We start from the raw sequence: 15,585 nt of genomic DNA on the forward strand, positions 1-15,585 counted from the left end.
GGGGAAAGTGGCGCGCCCTAGGGGAGTCGAACCCCTCTCTGCACCGTGAAAGGGTGCCGTCCTAACCGATAGACGAAGGGCGCCGCGGTGGCGTCCGTATAGGGAGGTTCATTCGGGCTGGCAAGGGTGTTTTTCGAAGAACCTGTCGCTAATTCTCGCCCCTGTGGAAGGTCAGCAGCCCGAGAAGGTGACGGGCTTCTTCCAGCCGCGCGGCCGGTCGCGCACGTCGACATGGATGAAGCCACGGCCCGGATAACAGCCGAGGCCGCCGACCTGCTCGTTGCGCATGGCGAAGGCGACGAGTTGCCCTTTGCTCACGCCGGGAATGAAGAAATCCACCGCCATGCAGCGCATGTGGTAGCTCGAGTCCTCGCCGCCGCCGATGATGTTGCGGATCGGATCGCGATAGCCGGAGTTGACCACGATCTTCTTGCCGAACTTGCGTTCGAACGAGCCGATCACCGAGCGCAGTTTGGGCGAGATGCAGGAATTGTCGACATCGGTCGACGACAGGAACATGCCTGCCCGCTGCACATAACCCTTATAGGAGGCGCCACCACCACCGCCGCCGAAAAAGAAGCAGCCACTCAGCAGCAGGGCGCTCGCAAGCGCCGTAATCAGTCGGATCATTCGTCACTTCCCAAGCCGCGCGTCAGGGCGGTAGCAGAACGCCGGCCCTTGCCCGGCCGGCGCTCGCGAGGAAGCTACAAAGTCTTGGCTAACCGCCCGCTAAGGCGATTGGTTAGCAGCCGGTTACCGGTCGCCCACGGGGGTTACCAGGCGCCAGTGTTCGGCATCGACAGCCACGGCTCGGCCGGGGCGAGCGCCGCGCCTTCCTGCAGGATTTCGACCGAGATGTTGTCGGGCGAGCGAACGAAGGCCATGCGGCCGTCGCGGGGCGGGCGGTTGATGGTGTAGCCGAGCTTCTGCATGTGGTCGCAGAACTCGTAGATGTTCTCGACCTCATAGGCGAGGTGACCGAAATTGCGACCGCCGGTATAGACCTCGGGGTCCCAGTTGTAGGTGAGCTCGACCGGCGTCTCGTGCTGGCCTTTGGCGGCGAGGAAGATCAGCGTGTAGCGGCCCTTCTCGTTCTCGGTGCGCCGGATTTCTTCGAGCCCAAGCCCGTCACGGTAGAATTTCAGGCTCGCTTCGATATCGGTGATGCGCACCATGGTGTGCAGATATTTCACGTCTCTGTCCTCCGGTAGAATGGTAGTTGCGGCCTACAACAGCTGGCCGCCCGCATCAAGCTGGACGCCGGGCGCGTTCGGGAAAGTTGCAGACTTTTCTGCCTCGAACGCGCGATGTTGACCTCATTCATCGCTGTGCCTTGCCGTCGGTGTGGCCAGGCCGACCGATTTCGTGGTCTGTTGCGGGCGGCCCCGGCAGCGCGTCGCGGCGCGGAGGGGATCGATGCGGCCCTGGGTCCTCAGGCGAGAAATCCAACTGTGGCTGGCGCTGCCTGGCATCCGCCACTATCCGCGGCACGCACTGCCGGCGCCGCTCTATATCAGCCTCACTTCGCACCCGCCGCGCTACAAGTACCTGCGCCAGTGTCTGCTGAGCCTGCTTGTGCAGGACGTGCGGCCCGATGGCCTGCTGCTGTGGCTGGAAGCCGCCGATCTCGCAGCACTGCCACCAGGCGTGCGGGCGCTGCAGCGCCTCGGCCTGCGGATCATGCCGTGCGAGAATGGCCTGCGCTCCTACAAGAAGCTCATTCCGGCGCTGGACGTTTACCCCGACGCCTACATCGCCACTGCGGACGACGACCAGGTCTATCCTCGCGACTGGCTCTCCAGCCTTGCCGCCGCGTCGGGACCGGGCGTTATCGCCTACCACCGGGCCCACCGTATGCGCTTCGAAGCCGATGGTATGCCCGCCACCTATGCCAGTTGGGAGCGCGAGATCGGCGATCAACGGCCGGATGACATCGTGGTGCCGACCGGCGTCGCCGGCATTCTCTATCCGCCCGGAGCCTTCGACCCGAGGGTGACCGACCGCGAGCTGTTCCAGACCCTGGCGCCGACGTGCGACGATCTATGGCTGCGCTGGATGGCAGAGCTTAACGGCAGCCGCTATCGCAAGGCGCAACCGGCCGGGCTGCGTGCAGACCTGCCGACCTCGACGGTAGCGCATCTGTGGGCCATCAACAGCATGGGCCCGATGGGCAATGACCTGGCGGTGAAGACCCTGACGAGACGGTTCGGCCCCTTGCGGGCCTAGGTAGTGCAGTCTTCCAAAGCGGTTGCGAAAAACTCCTGACAAAATCGTAAACGCTTCTTAACTTCCCAGCCTGAATCGGACACAGTGCCTCATGTGTGGCGTACCCCGAACAGCGGCGGGGCGAGTACGAAAAGGCTTGAGGCATGGGGGCCAAGTTTACAGCCGACGGTGACGAACCTGGGTTCCGGTCCGACGAGACCGGTACGCTGGGGCAGCATCCGGCATCCGACCACGGCGACGCCAATCTCGATGTCATCGAGGTGGTTGGGTCGATCAAGTGGTTCGACGTTTCCAAGGGGTTTGGCTTCATCGTACCTGATGATGGGCGCCCGGATGTTCTCCTGCACGTGACCTGCCTGAGGCGCGACGGCTACCAGACCGCCTATGAGGGCTCGCGCATCGTCGTCGAGGCGCTGGCGCGGCCGGGCGGGCTGCAGGCGTTCCGCATCCTCTCGATGGATGATTCGACCGCCAAGCACCCGGCGCAGATGCCGGCGCCGCGCACGCATGTCACCGTAGAGCCGACCAGCCGCCTCGAACGCCTCGAGGTGAAGTGGTTCAACCGGATCCGCGGTTTCGGTTTCCTGTCGGCCGGTGATGGCGCTCCGGATATCTTCGTCCACATGGAAACGCTGCGTCGCTTCGGCATCACCGAACTCCGACCCGGTCAGCACGTCCTGGTCCGCTACGGCACCGGTCCCAAGGGCCTGATGGTGGCTGAGATCCGCCCCGACGGCTGGGGCGAAGCACCGTCCTCGCACTAACCTCTGGTCCTCCCCGCGTGGCGGGCAGTCGCATATGAAGAGCCCACCGGCGGTGGAGCAAGCCACCTTCTCCCTCAAGGGGAGAAGGCAGACCGGAGCCTCTTGCCGCCACATGCGATAGGTGAAGCGTGGTCGCTTCCCGTGCCGCTACGGCTGGATGAAGCCGTTATGGCTGGAGGCGAACTTCCAGCCATCGGCATTGCGCTTCAGCACGTAGAGCTTGGTGCCCTCGAGCTCATCCTCGATCCGCGTTCCGTCGGCATGCACCGGCGTTGCCCGCACATTGACCGCGGCGACGTCATCGTCGACGAACAGCACATGCTCGACTTTGTAAGTGGCGTGCACGTCGCCCAGCGCTGGGGTGAGTACCCGGCGGGTGAAGGCGTCGATCTCGTCGCGCCCGGTCAAGCGGATGCCGCCGCCCGTCACCCACACCGCATCGGGTGAGAACAGCGCGATGAAGTCATCGGGGCTGCGGTTGCGCTGCGACGCTTCAACGGCGGCAACGAAGTTATGGATGGTCTCGATATCGGCTGTCCGCTGGGCATTCATCTGGGTTTCCCTTCCATCTGGATGCCAAGCTTGTCGGACCTCAACCGCAGTTTAGGTCAATGGGCCTTTTTTGCACCTGTTCCCGAAGTCGCGCCGTCGGGCTAAGGTGCCGGCAATTCGCACCAACCCCCATGCTCCTCATGAACATCTTCCGGGCCCTGCACGGCGCGTTCCTCGCCTTCCTGCTCCTCACCCTCACCGCCTGCGCCTCCGATGACCGGCTGGTGATCGAGTCGCGCAATGGCAACCACCCGTTCACCGTGGAGGTGGTGGATACGCCGGAATCCCGTGCCAAGGGCCTGATGTATCGGGAATCCCTCGCGCCCGATGCCGGTATGCTTTTCGACTTCAAGGAAACCCGCGAAGTCAGCTTCTGGATGAGCAACACGCTGATCCCGCTCGACATGCTGTTCATCACCCAGGAGGGGCTGGTGGCCAATATTCATGCCAACGCCCGGCCGCTCGACCTGACCTCCATCCCGTCCGACGGTCCGGTGATGTTCGTGCTCGAAATCCCCGGCGGCCGTGCCAAGGAACTGGGTATCGCCGCCGGCGATCGCGTCGTGCACGACCGCATCAAGAACAGCGCTAAAGCCGGCTGATCACCATGCAGTCGAGCACCGCCACGAGGTGGAGGCTGGCGCCGGCAACCACGAAGCCGTGCCACACCGCGTTGTGGAAGGTCAGCCGCTCCCACAGGTGGAAGATCAACCCCACGCTGTAGCAGAGCCCGCCTGCCACCAGCAGCCATAGCGACGCGCCCGGCAGGTGCGAGGCCAGTGCCTGGAACACGAACACCCCGCTCCAGCCGATGCCGAGATAGAGCACGATCGCGCCGCGCCCGAACCGGTGCGGTACGAACAGCTTCAGCGCCATGCCGGTAAGCGCCGCGCCCCAGATCAGCAGCCCGATGATGATGCTCGAGGGTGTTGCGCCCAGAAGCACCAGAAACGGCGTGTAAGTGCCCGCGATGAACAGGAAGATGGCTGCCTGGTCGAGCCGGGCCAAAGTACGCTTGGCCGGGGAAGCAATCGGGCAGAGGTTGAAGGCGAGCGAAATGCTGAGCACCAGCAGCAGGCTCCCCACATACAGCACCAGTGCCGGCAACTCCTTGGGCGCCGTCTCGTAGCCGGCAAAAGCCAGCAGCACGGCGCCGAGCGCCACCGCCACGACGATGCCGATACCGTGCACCACCCCATCCGCGATCAGCTCGGGCAGGGTGAAGGGGCGGCCTCGGGTCCACCAGGTTCTGGCAATGGTCGTCTCGCTCGTCACGGCTGGTCCGGTCTCCTGGTCAGGAAGGTGCAGACTTTTCCGCCTCGAAAGCGCGACCACATTGAAGAGCGCGCAAATAAGCTGTGACAATCCCGTCATCGGACTGTCACAGTCAACCCATTCCGCACCCCCGCCGCTTGACACGTAACGCAGTTGTTACAACTGTCCGCGCATTCCATTGTTTCGGAAGACGAAATGAGTCTCGCCGACCTCTATTCTGCCCTCGCCGATCCCACCCGCCTCAGGGTGCTCGAATTGCTGCACGACAGGTCGCGCCCGGTGCATGAACTGGCGGCCGCCTTCGACATCAGCCGCCCGGCCATCTCGCGGCATCTGCGCGTGCTGAAGGAAGCGGGACTGGTGCAGGAGGTGAAGCAGGGGCGCGAGAACCGCTATTCGCTGCAGCGCGACGTGCTGAAGCCCGGCATCGCCTGGCTCGAGACGCATTTGAAGAAGCCGGGCAGGGCGAGAAAAGCTGCATCCGCCGAGGTCGCGGTGGCTGCCGAGGCGCCTGTTCCGGTTGCGAGCGATCCGGTGGTCGCCGAGCCGATCGTCGCACCGGCGCCGATCGTCGAAGCGCCGGTGCCCGCACCCGAGCCTGTCGTGGTTGCCGCCGAGCCTGCGAGGGAACTGGAACCGTTCGTCGCCGAGCCGGAGCCGATCATCATCGCCAAGCCCAAGGCGCCGGCCAAGCCGCGCGTTGCGAAGCCCAAGGCCGAGCCTCAGGCCCCGCCACCGCCCAAGCAGACCCCGCAGCTGTCGTTCTTCGATCTCTAGGTCTCATTGTCAGCTCACGCACCGGGTCATTCCCGCGAACGCGGGAACCTCCGTTTTCGTGCCCGCGCACGATCGCAAACGGAGTTCCCGGCATTCGCGCATGCGCGCTAAGCCAGAGCCGCATGCACCAGCCGTGAGCTTCCCTCTCCCGCAGCGCTGCGCGTCCGCTAGGAGGGGAGGGATTGAGGGAGGGGTGGTGCAGTCAGCACCGAGCGTTCCTCACCACCCCCAGCCCCTCAAGGAGGAGGTGAGTTCACTGTCGGCGCGGCTCTGCCCCCTCACGGCCCCGGCAGGACCTCATCGATGCGCCCGGTCAGATAGTATCCCAGCAGCCCCGCCCACTCGCGCAGCGCGATGCTGCTCACCGCCATGTTCTCGGGCGACTGGTCCGGTTTGATCCGCACGCCTTCCGCGCCACTGGCGAGGTAGTCCGCCGGCCAGGGGACCACGGGGAAATCCGCCTTGCGGAACAGCCCTACGGCGCGCGGCATGTGGAACGCCGAGGTCACCAGTAGCCAGGTCTGTCCTTCGGTTGCGCCGGCCAACTGTTTTGCAAACTGCGCGTTCTCTTCGGTGTTGCGCGATTGATCGTCGAGGAGGATTCGATCGGCGGCGACGCCGAACGCCTCGAAGAGCCGCTCGCCGGCCCGCGCTTCGGGCTCCTGCTGCACCAGCGCTGCCGGTCCTCCGGCTATGACGATCCTGGCGTTGGGGTGGATGAGCGCCAAGCGCAGCGCTTCGACGAAGCGATCGCCCGAGCGGTTGAGCTCATAGCCGCCGCGCACCGAGTTCACTTCGCCATCGAGGCCGCCGCCCAGCACGACGATGCCGTCGATCCGGGCAGGCTCGGCTGGCCGTTCGAAGCGCTGCTCCAGCGGCGTGATCAGCACGTAGCCGAAGGTGGTGAAGCAGCAGATGAACAGCAGCAGCAGCGCCAGCCCGAGCAGCACGCGCGAAATCCAGCGCCGCCTGAGCCAGCTCAGCGCCAGCCCCGCCACCAGGAGCAGCACAACCAGCGACAGCGGCTGCACCAGCAGCCAGAAGATCCGGGTGAGGTAAGGGAACAGGGCAGGGTCCTCGCATCTTTGCTCACCCTGCCATCGCCATTCGGAGTCCGCAAACCCGAGGCCTGACAATCGAGTTCGATTGCGCTACACCCGCGCCACGGCCTCGTAGCTCAGGGGATAGAGCAGCAGCCTTCTAAGCTGTTGGTCGGAGGTTCGAATCCTCCCGAGGTCACCACCACTCGACGAGCTGCGTTCGTCGCGCCTGCCGCACCGCCGCTGATCAGGCAATTTCCCTGTGCAACCAGCGACATACCGACCTTCGTCGGGATTGTGGCAGCGGCGGGCATGGCGGCTAATGCCACGCCCGACACTGCGTCCACACTCGCTATCGGGTGGGCCGGGTGCCGTTCCCGTTCGGACGGCATCCGGTTCCCCCTGTCTCGGTGCTCAGTGCTTGCGCCAGACCTGCACGTCTTCGTCGGCGACGAGCCGCAGCCCGTCGCTGTTTTCCACGTAGACCGATGCCGTCTCGCCCAGCGCCCGCAGCATCCGCGCCGCAAACAGCGCATCCGAAATGGCTTCATCGCGCTGCGTATAGGGGCGCGGGCCCGATGTCGTATCGAGATCGTGGCCAGGGCTGGCGATGCGCCAGCCGGCACCGTCGTGCCGCACCAGAATTCTCACCGTCGTCATGAACTGCTCTCCGATCGGCCCAAAACGTCCGAGTACGGCTCGCGGTTGCTTGGCCGTTGATTGCGGCGGTTAGAGGGTTAGCTCAAGCAGTGTTGTGCCGGCGTGATGCAGCTGTTGCGTTTTCCCGCTCAGGGCTTGAAGTCGCGTCCCAGCAGCAACTGATAGGTGGTCAGCCTGTGGCCGAACCGCTCGGTTTCGACAGGTCCGAGGGTCTCGACGCTATTGAAATGCGCGGCGAAAGCTTCCGGCGCAGCGCCGCCGGGGGCGACGATGACCACGGCTTTGCCGGCGTCGGACAGGTCTTCGCGCCATAGCCGGAACTGCCCCGGTCGACCGCTCAGGTCGATCACGTTGCTATCCGTGCCGAGTCCGAACGCCAGCTTGGCCGTGTTGCCGTAGGTGTTCGACGCGATCAGTTCGGCGCCGTGCAATTCGGCCGCCGCCCGGGCAGCGGCCGCTACCTGCTCCTGCCCATAGGTTTCCACCGCTTCGCGGTCGCGGATGCCGAGCAGCGTGGTCGGAAGCGGCGCCGCCAGGTAGTAGAGCGCCGCGAGACTCATCACCAGCACGCCCCAGGCCAGGTGCAGGCGGATGGCCCAGCGCGACTTGACGAACAGTGGTGCGACGATGACGAACGGCAGGAAGCTGAGCACCAGCCAGTGCGGCTTCACCTGGTCCGCGGCGGCGCTCCAGCTGGCGAGCGCCAGCATGCCGACGCTCGAGAGCAGGGCGGTCCATCGACCCAGCAACTGATAGGCGCCCTGCGGACCGCCGAGCACCCGGCCGAACAGGAAGCGCAACAGCCCCCAGGCGAGAAACGGCGAGACATAGAACAGCGAGGCAGTGAGCACCGCGGTCACGCCGTCGAGTTCGAAATGGCTGCCGCTCGAGTTGAACCGCTCGGCAGTATGAAAACCCACGCTGACGAAGTGGTGCTGCGCGTTCCACCACACCACCGGCAGGGTGATCGCCACGGTTAGCATCCCCGCGAGGTAGAGATGCGGCGATCGCAGCAACCGCCGGAACTCCGGCTGTCCGGCGATCACCACCAGCAGTCCGAGCGCGATGAACACCGCGTTGTACTTGCTGAGCCCGGCCAAGCCCATGAACAGCGCGCCGAGATAGAGGTCGCGCAGCCGGCCTTCGCTGCCCTCGCGTCGGGCGCCCAGATACCTGCCAAGCTGCAGCATGGCGAGCGCCGAAAAGCAGATCAGCAGATGGTCGGGATAGTTGAGGGTGGTCAGCGCGTTGAGCAGCGGCGAGGCGCAGAGCAACGCCAGCCCTACCCAGAAGTGCCGTTGCGGATCTTCCGGCGCCAGCCAGCTGGCACTGCGGGCAAGGCCATAGACCAGGACGCCGAAGCTGACGAGCGCCGGCAGGTGCACGGCCATCGGCGTCCAGCCCAGCACCAGTGCGGCCACGCCGGCGGCCCAGCCGACCAGCGGTGCATGGTCGAGATACGACCACTGCGGGTGCGCCCCCCAAAGCCAGTAATAGGCCTCGTCGATATTGGGCGGCACGAACAGGGCGTAGACGAGCTTGAGGATCAGGAAATACGCAACGGCAAGGCGCGGCAACACGAGATCGCGCCGCGCCACGCGCAGCCCCATGGCCGACCTCCCGGCTTTGGCGATCCCCAAGTCCACGATGCGTCCCGTGCCCCCCCGGCAGTGCCGCATCATTTGCACCTCGTGTCGCCAGCCGCAATAGGGCCAACCGGCCCTAACCGGCTCGGCGCGTGCTTTCGCGGATCACCAGCTCGGAATTGAGCACGATATGGATCGGCTCGTCGTCGCGGGCGACGCCCTCGATGATGTCGATCAGCGAGCGTGTCGCCATCCGGCCGATATCCTCGCGCGGCTGCCGCATCGTGGTCAGTGGCGGGTCGAAGAAGCGCGCCACCGCGATGTCGTCGAAACCAACCACCGAGATATCGCGCGGGCAGTCGATCCCCTCGAGCCGCAGCCGGTGGATCAGACCGATCGCCATCTCGTCATTGCCCGAGAACACCGCGGTGGGCAGCTTGCCGCTCGCCAGCAGATGCTCGGCCGCCGCGGTGCCGGACTCCATGTTGTAGGTGCCGGGGAACAGCCAGTCCTCGCGTACCTGCAAGCCCGCCTCCTGCATCGCTTCGGCAAAGCCGATGAAACGCTCGTTGGTCGACTGGTTGCGCGATGGACCGATGATGTGGCCGATCTCGGTATGCCCGAGCTCCAGGAGATGCTTGATTGCCCGTTTGGCCGCCAGCCGGTTGTCGGTGATCACCGAGTGGACCTTGGCGTCGGGGATTTCGTCATAGGCGGCGACGAGGGGCAGGGCGACGCCATCATCGCGCAGGCCATGCAGCCGATTGGTGTCGAGCGAGCCGTCGAACAGCAGCAGCCCATCGGCGCGGTTGGAGAGCAGGTAGTCGCTGAGCCAGCGGTTGGGGTCGTCGCCAATGCGGCTCGCCACCAGCACGCTGTAGCCGCGCTCGGCCGCCTCGCGGATCACTGCGTCGACAATGGTCGAGTAGAATGGATTGCCGATATTGGGCGCCGCCAACAGAATCGTCCGCGCTGACTTGAGCCGCAGCGATCGGGCCGCCTGGTTGATGGTGTAGCCGGTGTCGCGCACCGCAGCATAGACCCGCTCGCGCGTTGCCTCCATCACCCTTTCGGGCGAACTGAGCACACGGCTGACCGTCGCCGCAGACACACTTGCGTGACGGGCAACGTCCTGAATCGTCGGTGTTTTTCTTGCCGGCATCATCACTTGCAGCGCTCCCCTCATCGCTGCTCGTACGCTCTGTCTAGATCGGCCTTGACAGCCGCGCAAGGAATGTCTGAAATTTCTGCAATCGATTGCATTGAAGTTCAGCATTGCATGGTGTAATCGATTACACGCCGTCGGCATAGGAGGCTTTCCCGAAAGAGGGGGCCCTGCGCAGCTGGCGCAAATTTCGCGAGGGGCGCTGACGCTCCTGGGTGAACGTTGGGAGGACTACATTATGAAATCTTTCGTGTCGGTAGTGGCCGTTGCGGCTGCTGCCTTGCTGGCAAGCACGTCCGTGCATGCCGCGGATGTTGAAGTCGTCCACTGGTGGACTTCGGGCGGCGAGCAGGCTGCCGTTTCGGTCTTCGCGCAGGAGTTCGATGCTACCGGCGACCATTGGGTGGACGGTGCCATCGCGCTGGGCGAGACTGCTCGTGCGACCATCATGCAGCGCGCCCTCGGTGGCGATCCGCCGGATGCGGCGCAGTTCAACCCGGGTCGTCAGTACGAAGAACTGATCGCCGCCGGGCTGCTGCTTGACCTTACGCCGCTGGCCGAGAAAGAGGGCTGGGACAAGATCATCCGTCCCGACTCGCTCAAGGCCCCTTGCCAGATCGATGGCAAATGGTGGTGCGTTCCGGTCAATCTGCACCTGCAGAACTGGGCCTGGGCCTCGATCCCGGCGTTCACGAAGGCCGGCCTCGAAGTCCCGACCGACTGGGATACCTACCTGGCCGACCTGCCCAAGCTGAAGGAGGCGGGCGTGATCCCGTTCGCCGTCGGCGGTGACGGTGGTGGCTGGCAGATTTCGCTGCTCGCCAACCAGCTCATCCTGTCGCAGCTTGGCGCCGCGAGCGTCGAGAAGATCTGGAAGGACAAGGATCTCGACCTGGCCGGTGGCCCCGAGGTGCTCAAGGCTTTCACCACCCTCAAGACACTGGGTGAATACGCCGATGACGGTTCGCCGAACCGCTCGTGGGCCGACACTGCCTCGCTTGTCATCAAGGGCGATGCAGCTCTCCAGGTGATGGGCGACTGGGCCCAGGGCGAGTTCCAGGTTGCCGGTCAGAAGCCCGGCGTCGACTACGCCTGTCTGCTGGGGCCACTTTCGCCTGATCCGCAGAACGTGCGTGGCGGCGGCGACATCTTCGTGTTCTTCAAGCAGGGCGATCCGGACGTCGAGCGCGCTCAGCTCTCGCTCGCCTCGTTGATGCTCAGCCCGGCGGTCCAGGCGAAGTTCAATACGGCCAAGGGTTCGGCCCCCGTCCGCGACGACGTCGACATGTCGCTGGCGAACGACTGCATGAAGAAGGCCCTGACCGTTCTGGCCAAGCCCGGTGCACTGGTTCCGGATCAGAACATCTGGCGCAACGAAGCCTTCGCCACGGCCCAGAACGCGATCTTCTCGGACCTGATCTACAACAAGGCGACCACGCCTGAGTCCGCTCAGGCGCAGTTCGTCGAACTGCTGAAGAACGCCGAGTAAGGTGTTTTGATCTGGCGGCGGCCCGGTTACCATCGGGCCGCCGTTTTTGATTTTCTGGCCATCGGCTACTTGCGGGGATTGAGCTCGAGTGACCACCATTACTGCCAGTGAGCGGGCGCTCTCCGAGGGGCAGCTCAAATCGAGGGCCAATCGACGGCGCCTCCTGAGCAAACTGCCCGCGATCATCGGTACAATTCCGATGATGATCGTGGCGATCGGCGTGTTCGTGATCGGCATCGGCTTCACGATCGTCCTGTCCTTCACCAACGTGAAGTTCTTCCTCATCAACATCGATTTCGTTGGACTGAAGCAGTACGACATCCTCTGGTCGACAGCGCGTTGGGTAGAGTCGGTCAAGCACATCTGGTTTTACGGCTTCGGCCACATTGCCCTGTGCCTCGTGGGTGGCTTCCTCCTGGCGGTCTTCATGGACCAGCGGATCAAGGCGGAAGACGCCTTCCGCACGATCTTCCTTTATCCCTTCGCCCTCTCGGCGGTGATTACCGGCCTGGTTTGGCAGCTCATGCTCGATCCGATCTGGGGGCTTCAGGCCTATGTGCGCAGCCTCGGGTTTTCCGATTTCACCTTCGCCCCGCTTGCCGATGGCAACACCGCGCTCCTCGGCATGATCGTTGCCAGCAGCTGGAACGGCGTCGGCGTGACCATGGCCATCCTGCTGGCCGGCCTGCGCGGAGTAGACGAAGAGATCTGGAAGGCCGCCAGGATCGACGGCATCCCGACCTGGCGCACCTACATCTCCATCGTGATCCCGATGATGCGCGGCGCCGTCGCCACAGCGCTCGTGCTGCTGGTGGTCAATGTGGTCCGCACCTTCGACATCGTCATCGCCATGACCGGCGGCGGCCCGGGCATCTCGACGCAGATGCCAGCCACCTACGTCATCGACAGTATCAACTCGCGCAACGTGGGGCAGGGCATGGCCGCAGCGACCATCATGCTGCTGCCGATCGCCATGCTGATCCTCATCCAGTTCTTCTTTCGCTGGCGCGCCTCGCTCAAGGGGAGGACGACGTGAGCGTCGCTACCGCAAACAGCTCCGGCGTCGAGCCGTCGGGCCCGAAACCCCGGCGCGTCACTCCCGGCCGCATCGGCATCTACGCCTTCCTGATCATGGCGGCGATCTTCTTCCTGCTTCCACTGGCGGTGATGATCCTCACCTCGATGAAGTCGATGAACGAGATCCGCGGCGGCAACATCTTCGCGCTGCCGGCCCAGCCGACCCTGGACTACTGGATCAAGGCGTGGAGCTCGGCCTGTACCGGCGTCACCTGTAACGGCCTCGCACCCGGCTTCTTCAACTCGGTGAAGATCACCGTACTGGCCGTGCCAATCTCGATCATCTTGTCGATGATCAACGGCTACGCGCTGAGCTTCTGGCGCTTCCGCGGTTCGGAGCTGATGTTTGGGCTCCTGGTGTTCGGCGCCTTCGTGCCGTTCCAGGTGCTGGTCTACCCGATCATTTTCGGGCTTAGCCGCGTCGGGTTGTTCGGCACGTTGCCGGGCATCGTCATCGTGCACTCGGTCTTCGGCATGCCGATCCTGACACTGTTGTTCCGCAACTTCTTCGCCTCGCTGCCGGCTGAGCTGTTCAAGGCAGCGCGTGTCGATGGGGCAGGGTTCTGGCGCATCTTCTTTTCGGTGATGCTACCGATGTCGGTGCCGATCGCCATCGTGGCGGTCATCCTGCAGGTCACCGGCATCTGGAACGATTTCATCTTCGGCCTGGTGTTCGCCGGCCGCGAGAACCTGCCGATGACCGTGCAGCTCAACAATATCGTGCGCACCTCTACCGGCACGGTCGAGTACAGCACCAACATGGCGGCCACCATCCTTACGGGTGCCGTGCCGCTGATCGTCTACTTCGTTTCCGGCAAGTGGTTCGTCCGTGGCATCGCCGCCGGCGCCGTGAAAGGCTGACTATGGCTACCAGCGTACAGATCAAGGATCTCTCACTCAGCTACGGCACCATAACGGTGCTCGACAAGCTGAACCTCGACATCTCCGATGGCGAGTTCATCGTGCTGCTCGGGCCCTCGGGCTGCGGCAAGTCCACGCTGCTCAACTGCATCGCCGGCCTGCTCGACATCTCGGGGGGCGAGGTCCACATCTCGGGTAAGAATGTTACCTGGGAAGAGCCAAAGGACCGCGGCATCGGCATGGTGTTCCAGTCCTATGCGCTCTATCCACAGATGACGGTGGAAAAGAACCTGTCGTTCGGGCTCCGCGTCGCTCGCATGCCGAAGGCCGAAATCGAAGCCCGCGTTAAGCGCGCCTCGGAAATCCTGCAGATCGAGCCGCTGCTGCAGCGCAAGCCCGTCGAGCTCTCGGGCGGCCAGCGCCAGCGTGTCGCCATCGGCCGTGCCCTGGTGCGCGACGTCGACGTGTTTCTGTTCGACGAACCGCTCAGCAACCTCGACGCCAAGCTGCGCAACGACCTGCGCGTCGAGATCAAGCGGCTGCACGCCCGGCTCAAGAACACCATGATCTACGTCACGCACGATCAGATCGAGGCGATGACGCTGGCCGATCGTATCGCCATCATGAAGAACGGCGTGATCCAGCAACTGGGCGACCCGCACACCATCTACAACAAGCCGGTAAACCTGTTCGTCGCGGGCTTCATCGGCTCACCTTCGATGAATTTCATCAAGGGTGACCTGTCGGGCACGACGCTCAGCGTCGACGGCCAGGCCAACATCCCGCTCGGCAACTATCAGTTCGCCAACCAGACCAATGGCGCCTCGATTCTCGGCATCCGTCCCGAGCACATCGTGGTCGGCGAGGAAGCGCGCAAAATGCCGGTGCAAATGGAATCGGAGATCGAAATCGTCGAGCCGATGGGCGCCGACACCATCGGCTGGACCAAGATCGCCGGCCAGTCGCTCACCTTCCGCGCCGCCGCCGAAGTGCATCTCGAGCCGGGCCAGAAGGTGCTGATCGGCTTCGATCCGGGTCGTGGTTCCGTCTTCAACGCAGCGAGCGGCAACCGCATCTGACCTTTCGGCTCATTGAGCTTACCGGACGCGTGGCGGCCTGCCGAACTGGCTGCTACGAACCGCGATAAACAAGCAGGCGCCGCCCCGGCAACGACCGGGGCGGAAGCTTTACTGGAGCGCCTTCAGGAGAAGTTTTCAGACTTTTCCGGTTCGAAAGCGCGACAAACCGAGGATAGCGTGCATTCACCGTTTCAGCGAAACGGTGAATGCACGAGTGGAGGAGACATCTCGTGGACTTTTCATTCCAGCTTTACAGCGCCCGGAACTTCCCGCCGCTGGATGACGTGCTCGGGCGTCTCGCCAGGCTCGGCTACAAGCAGGTCGAAGGCTTTGGCGGGCTCTATGCCGAGGCCGACAGCCTCGCCGCATCGCTGAAGCAGCATGGCCTCATCATGGCGACCGGCCATTTCGGCCTCGCCCAGCTCAAGGATACCGAAGCTGCGCTGAAGACCGCCGAGACGCTTGGCATGAGATTCCTCTACTGCCCGGCGATCCCCAAGGAAGAGCGCGAAGCAGGGCAGGGCGACAGCAAGTGGATAGAGCTGGGAGAGACCCTCGCCAAACTCGGCGAGGCCTTCCGCAAGCGCGGCTTCGGCTTCGGCTGGCACAACCACGATTTCGAGTTCCGCCCCACCGCCTCCGGCAAGCTGCCGATGGACATCATCCTCGACACCGCGCCCAACAATGACTGGGAAATGGACGTCGCCTGGGTGGTGAAGGGCGGCCAGGATCCGATCGAGTGGATCAAGAAGCACGGCCGCCGCATCAACGCCGTGCACGTCAAGGACATCGCGCCATCAGGAGAGAATGCCAATGAAGACGGCTGGGCCGATGTCGGCCACGGCACGCTCGATTGGCAGGCGCTGTCGGACGCCGTCAAAGCTCACACCAAGGCCCGCTACTGGGTGATGGAACACGACAACCCCGCCGACGTCGACCGCTTCGCATCCCGTTCGATCGCCGCCGTCACCGCCTGGAAGTGAAAGAGGCCACATAATGGATATCGGTTTTCAGCTGTTCAGCGCCCGCAATTA

17 protein-coding genes and 2 tRNA genes are annotated in these 15,585 nt (G+C 64.2%); 10 read left to right on the forward strand and 9 right to left on the reverse strand.

Annotated features, from left to right (window positions below; translation table 11 throughout):
• Positions 1 to 8: 8 nt before the first annotated feature.
• The 3 genes from VGV07_RS23540 to VGV07_RS23550 form a co-directional block, all read right to left on the reverse strand.
• Positions 9 to 83: transfer RNA gene (locus VGV07_RS23540), tRNA-Glu, on the reverse strand.
• Between the two features lie 88 nt (positions 84 to 171).
• Positions 172 to 630 (reverse strand): YcbK family protein, encoded by a 459-nt coding sequence (locus VGV07_RS23545; protein ID WP_326871182.1) that lies wholly within the window; start codon positions 628 to 630, stop codon positions 172 to 174.
• Between the two features lie 143 nt (positions 631 to 773).
• Positions 774 to 1,193 carry a VOC family protein gene (locus VGV07_RS23550; RefSeq protein ID WP_326871183.1) on the reverse strand — a complete coding sequence of 140 codons (420 nt, stop codon included), beginning with the start codon at positions 1,191 to 1,193 and terminating at the stop codon, positions 774 to 776.
• A 223-nt stretch (positions 1,194 to 1,416) separates the two neighbouring features.
• Between VGV07_RS23550 and VGV07_RS23555 the strand changes: the two genes are divergently transcribed.
• Entirely contained in the window at positions 1,417 to 2,226 is an 810-nt protein-coding gene (locus VGV07_RS23555) for a hypothetical protein (RefSeq protein WP_326871184.1), read from the forward strand.
• A gap of 143 nt (positions 2,227 to 2,369) precedes the next feature.
• Positions 2,370 to 2,990 (forward strand): cold-shock protein, encoded by a 621-nt coding sequence (locus VGV07_RS23560; protein WP_326871185.1) that lies wholly within the window; start codon positions 2,370 to 2,372, stop codon positions 2,988 to 2,990.
• A 147-nt stretch (positions 2,991 to 3,137) separates the two neighbouring features.
• On the opposite strand, the gene VGV07_RS23565 is transcribed toward VGV07_RS23560, so the two are convergent.
• On the reverse strand, positions 3,138 to 3,542 hold the full coding sequence (locus VGV07_RS23565) for an SgcJ/EcaC family oxidoreductase (RefSeq protein WP_326871186.1): 405 nt from the start codon (positions 3,540 to 3,542) through the stop codon (positions 3,138 to 3,140).
• A gap of 131 nt (positions 3,543 to 3,673) precedes the next feature.
• On the opposite strand from VGV07_RS23565, the gene VGV07_RS23570 reads away from it, so the two are divergent.
• The gene (locus tag VGV07_RS23570; RefSeq protein WP_326871187.1) at positions 3,674 to 4,144 is read left to right on the forward strand and encodes a DUF192 domain-containing protein; all 471 of its coding nucleotides are present in this window, start codon (positions 3,674 to 3,676) and stop codon (positions 4,142 to 4,144) included.
• Here the strand turns inward: VGV07_RS23570 and trhA are convergent.
• Positions 4,131 to 4,817 (reverse strand): PAQR family membrane homeostasis protein TrhA, encoded by a 687-nt coding sequence (gene trhA, locus VGV07_RS23575; protein WP_326871188.1) that lies wholly within the window; start codon positions 4,815 to 4,817, stop codon positions 4,131 to 4,133. The genes VGV07_RS23570 and trhA overlap by 14 nt on opposite strands.
• A gap of 195 nt (positions 4,818 to 5,012) precedes the next feature.
• Here trhA and VGV07_RS23580 point away from each other — a divergent pair, with 195 nt between their 5' ends.
• A complete protein-coding gene (locus VGV07_RS23580) occupies positions 5,013 to 5,594 on the forward strand; it encodes a metalloregulator ArsR/SmtB family transcription factor (RefSeq protein WP_326871189.1) in 582 nt (193 codons plus the stop codon).
• Positions 5,595 to 5,872: 278 nt separating this feature from the next.
• On the opposite strand, the gene VGV07_RS23585 is transcribed toward VGV07_RS23580, so the two are convergent.
• Positions 5,873 to 6,730 carry a YdcF family protein gene (locus VGV07_RS23585; protein WP_326871190.1) on the reverse strand — a complete coding sequence of 286 codons (858 nt, stop codon included), beginning with the start codon at positions 6,728 to 6,730 and terminating at the stop codon, positions 5,873 to 5,875.
• Positions 6,731 to 6,760: 30 nt separating this feature from the next.
• On the opposite strand from VGV07_RS23585, the gene VGV07_RS23590 reads away from it, so the two are divergent.
• A tRNA-Arg gene (locus VGV07_RS23590) sits at positions 6,761 to 6,836 on the forward strand.
• Positions 6,837 to 7,048: 212 nt separating this feature from the next.
• Here VGV07_RS23590 and VGV07_RS23595 read toward each other — a convergent pair.
• From VGV07_RS23595 to VGV07_RS23605, 3 genes are all read right to left on the reverse strand, one after another.
• Positions 7,049 to 7,294 carry a hypothetical protein gene (locus VGV07_RS23595; RefSeq protein WP_326871191.1) on the reverse strand — a complete coding sequence of 82 codons (246 nt, stop codon included), beginning with the start codon at positions 7,292 to 7,294 and terminating at the stop codon, positions 7,049 to 7,051.
• Positions 7,295 to 7,422: 128 nt separating this feature from the next.
• Positions 7,423 to 8,904, reverse strand: a complete 1,482-nt coding sequence (locus tag VGV07_RS23600) for an ArnT family glycosyltransferase (protein ID WP_326871192.1) — start codon at positions 8,902 to 8,904, stop codon at positions 7,423 to 7,425.
• A 112-nt stretch (positions 8,905 to 9,016) separates the two neighbouring features.
• Positions 9,017 to 10,189: a LacI family DNA-binding transcriptional regulator gene (locus tag VGV07_RS23605; RefSeq protein ID WP_326871193.1), complete on the reverse strand. Its 1,173-nt coding sequence runs from the start codon at positions 10,187 to 10,189 to the stop codon at positions 9,017 to 9,019.
• 94 nt (positions 10,190 to 10,283) lie between these two features.
• Here VGV07_RS23605 and VGV07_RS23610 point away from each other — a divergent pair, with 94 nt between their 5' ends.
• From VGV07_RS23610 to VGV07_RS23630, 5 genes are all read left to right on the forward strand, one after another.
• A complete protein-coding gene (locus tag VGV07_RS23610) occupies positions 10,284 to 11,534 on the forward strand; it encodes an ABC transporter substrate-binding protein (RefSeq protein ID WP_326871194.1) in 1,251 nt (416 codons plus the stop codon).
• 88 nt (positions 11,535 to 11,622) lie between these two features.
• Positions 11,623 to 12,570: a sugar ABC transporter permease gene (locus tag VGV07_RS23615; RefSeq protein ID WP_326871195.1), complete on the forward strand. Its 948-nt coding sequence runs from the start codon at positions 11,623 to 11,625 to the stop codon at positions 12,568 to 12,570.
• Complete coding sequence (locus VGV07_RS23620) at positions 12,567 to 13,472, forward strand: carbohydrate ABC transporter permease (protein WP_326871196.1); 906 nt, start codon at positions 12,567 to 12,569, stop codon at positions 13,470 to 13,472. The genes VGV07_RS23615 and VGV07_RS23620 overlap by 4 nt, the downstream gene beginning before the upstream one ends.
• Positions 13,473 to 13,474: 2 nt before the next feature.
• Entirely contained in the window at positions 13,475 to 14,551 is a 1,077-nt protein-coding gene (locus VGV07_RS23625; protein WP_326871197.1) for a sn-glycerol-3-phosphate ABC transporter ATP-binding protein UgpC, read from the forward strand.
• A 230-nt stretch (positions 14,552 to 14,781) separates the two neighbouring features.
• Positions 14,782 to 15,534, forward strand: coding sequence for a sugar phosphate isomerase/epimerase (locus tag VGV07_RS23630; RefSeq protein WP_326871198.1), 753 nt, complete (start codon positions 14,782 to 14,784; stop codon positions 15,532 to 15,534).
• Positions 15,535 to 15,585: the final 51 nt, after the last annotated feature.

Origin of the sequence: Devosia sp., assembly GCF_035944845.1 — a bacterium.
Taxonomy (GTDB): domain Bacteria; phylum Pseudomonadota; class Alphaproteobacteria; order Rhizobiales; family Devosiaceae; genus Devosia_A.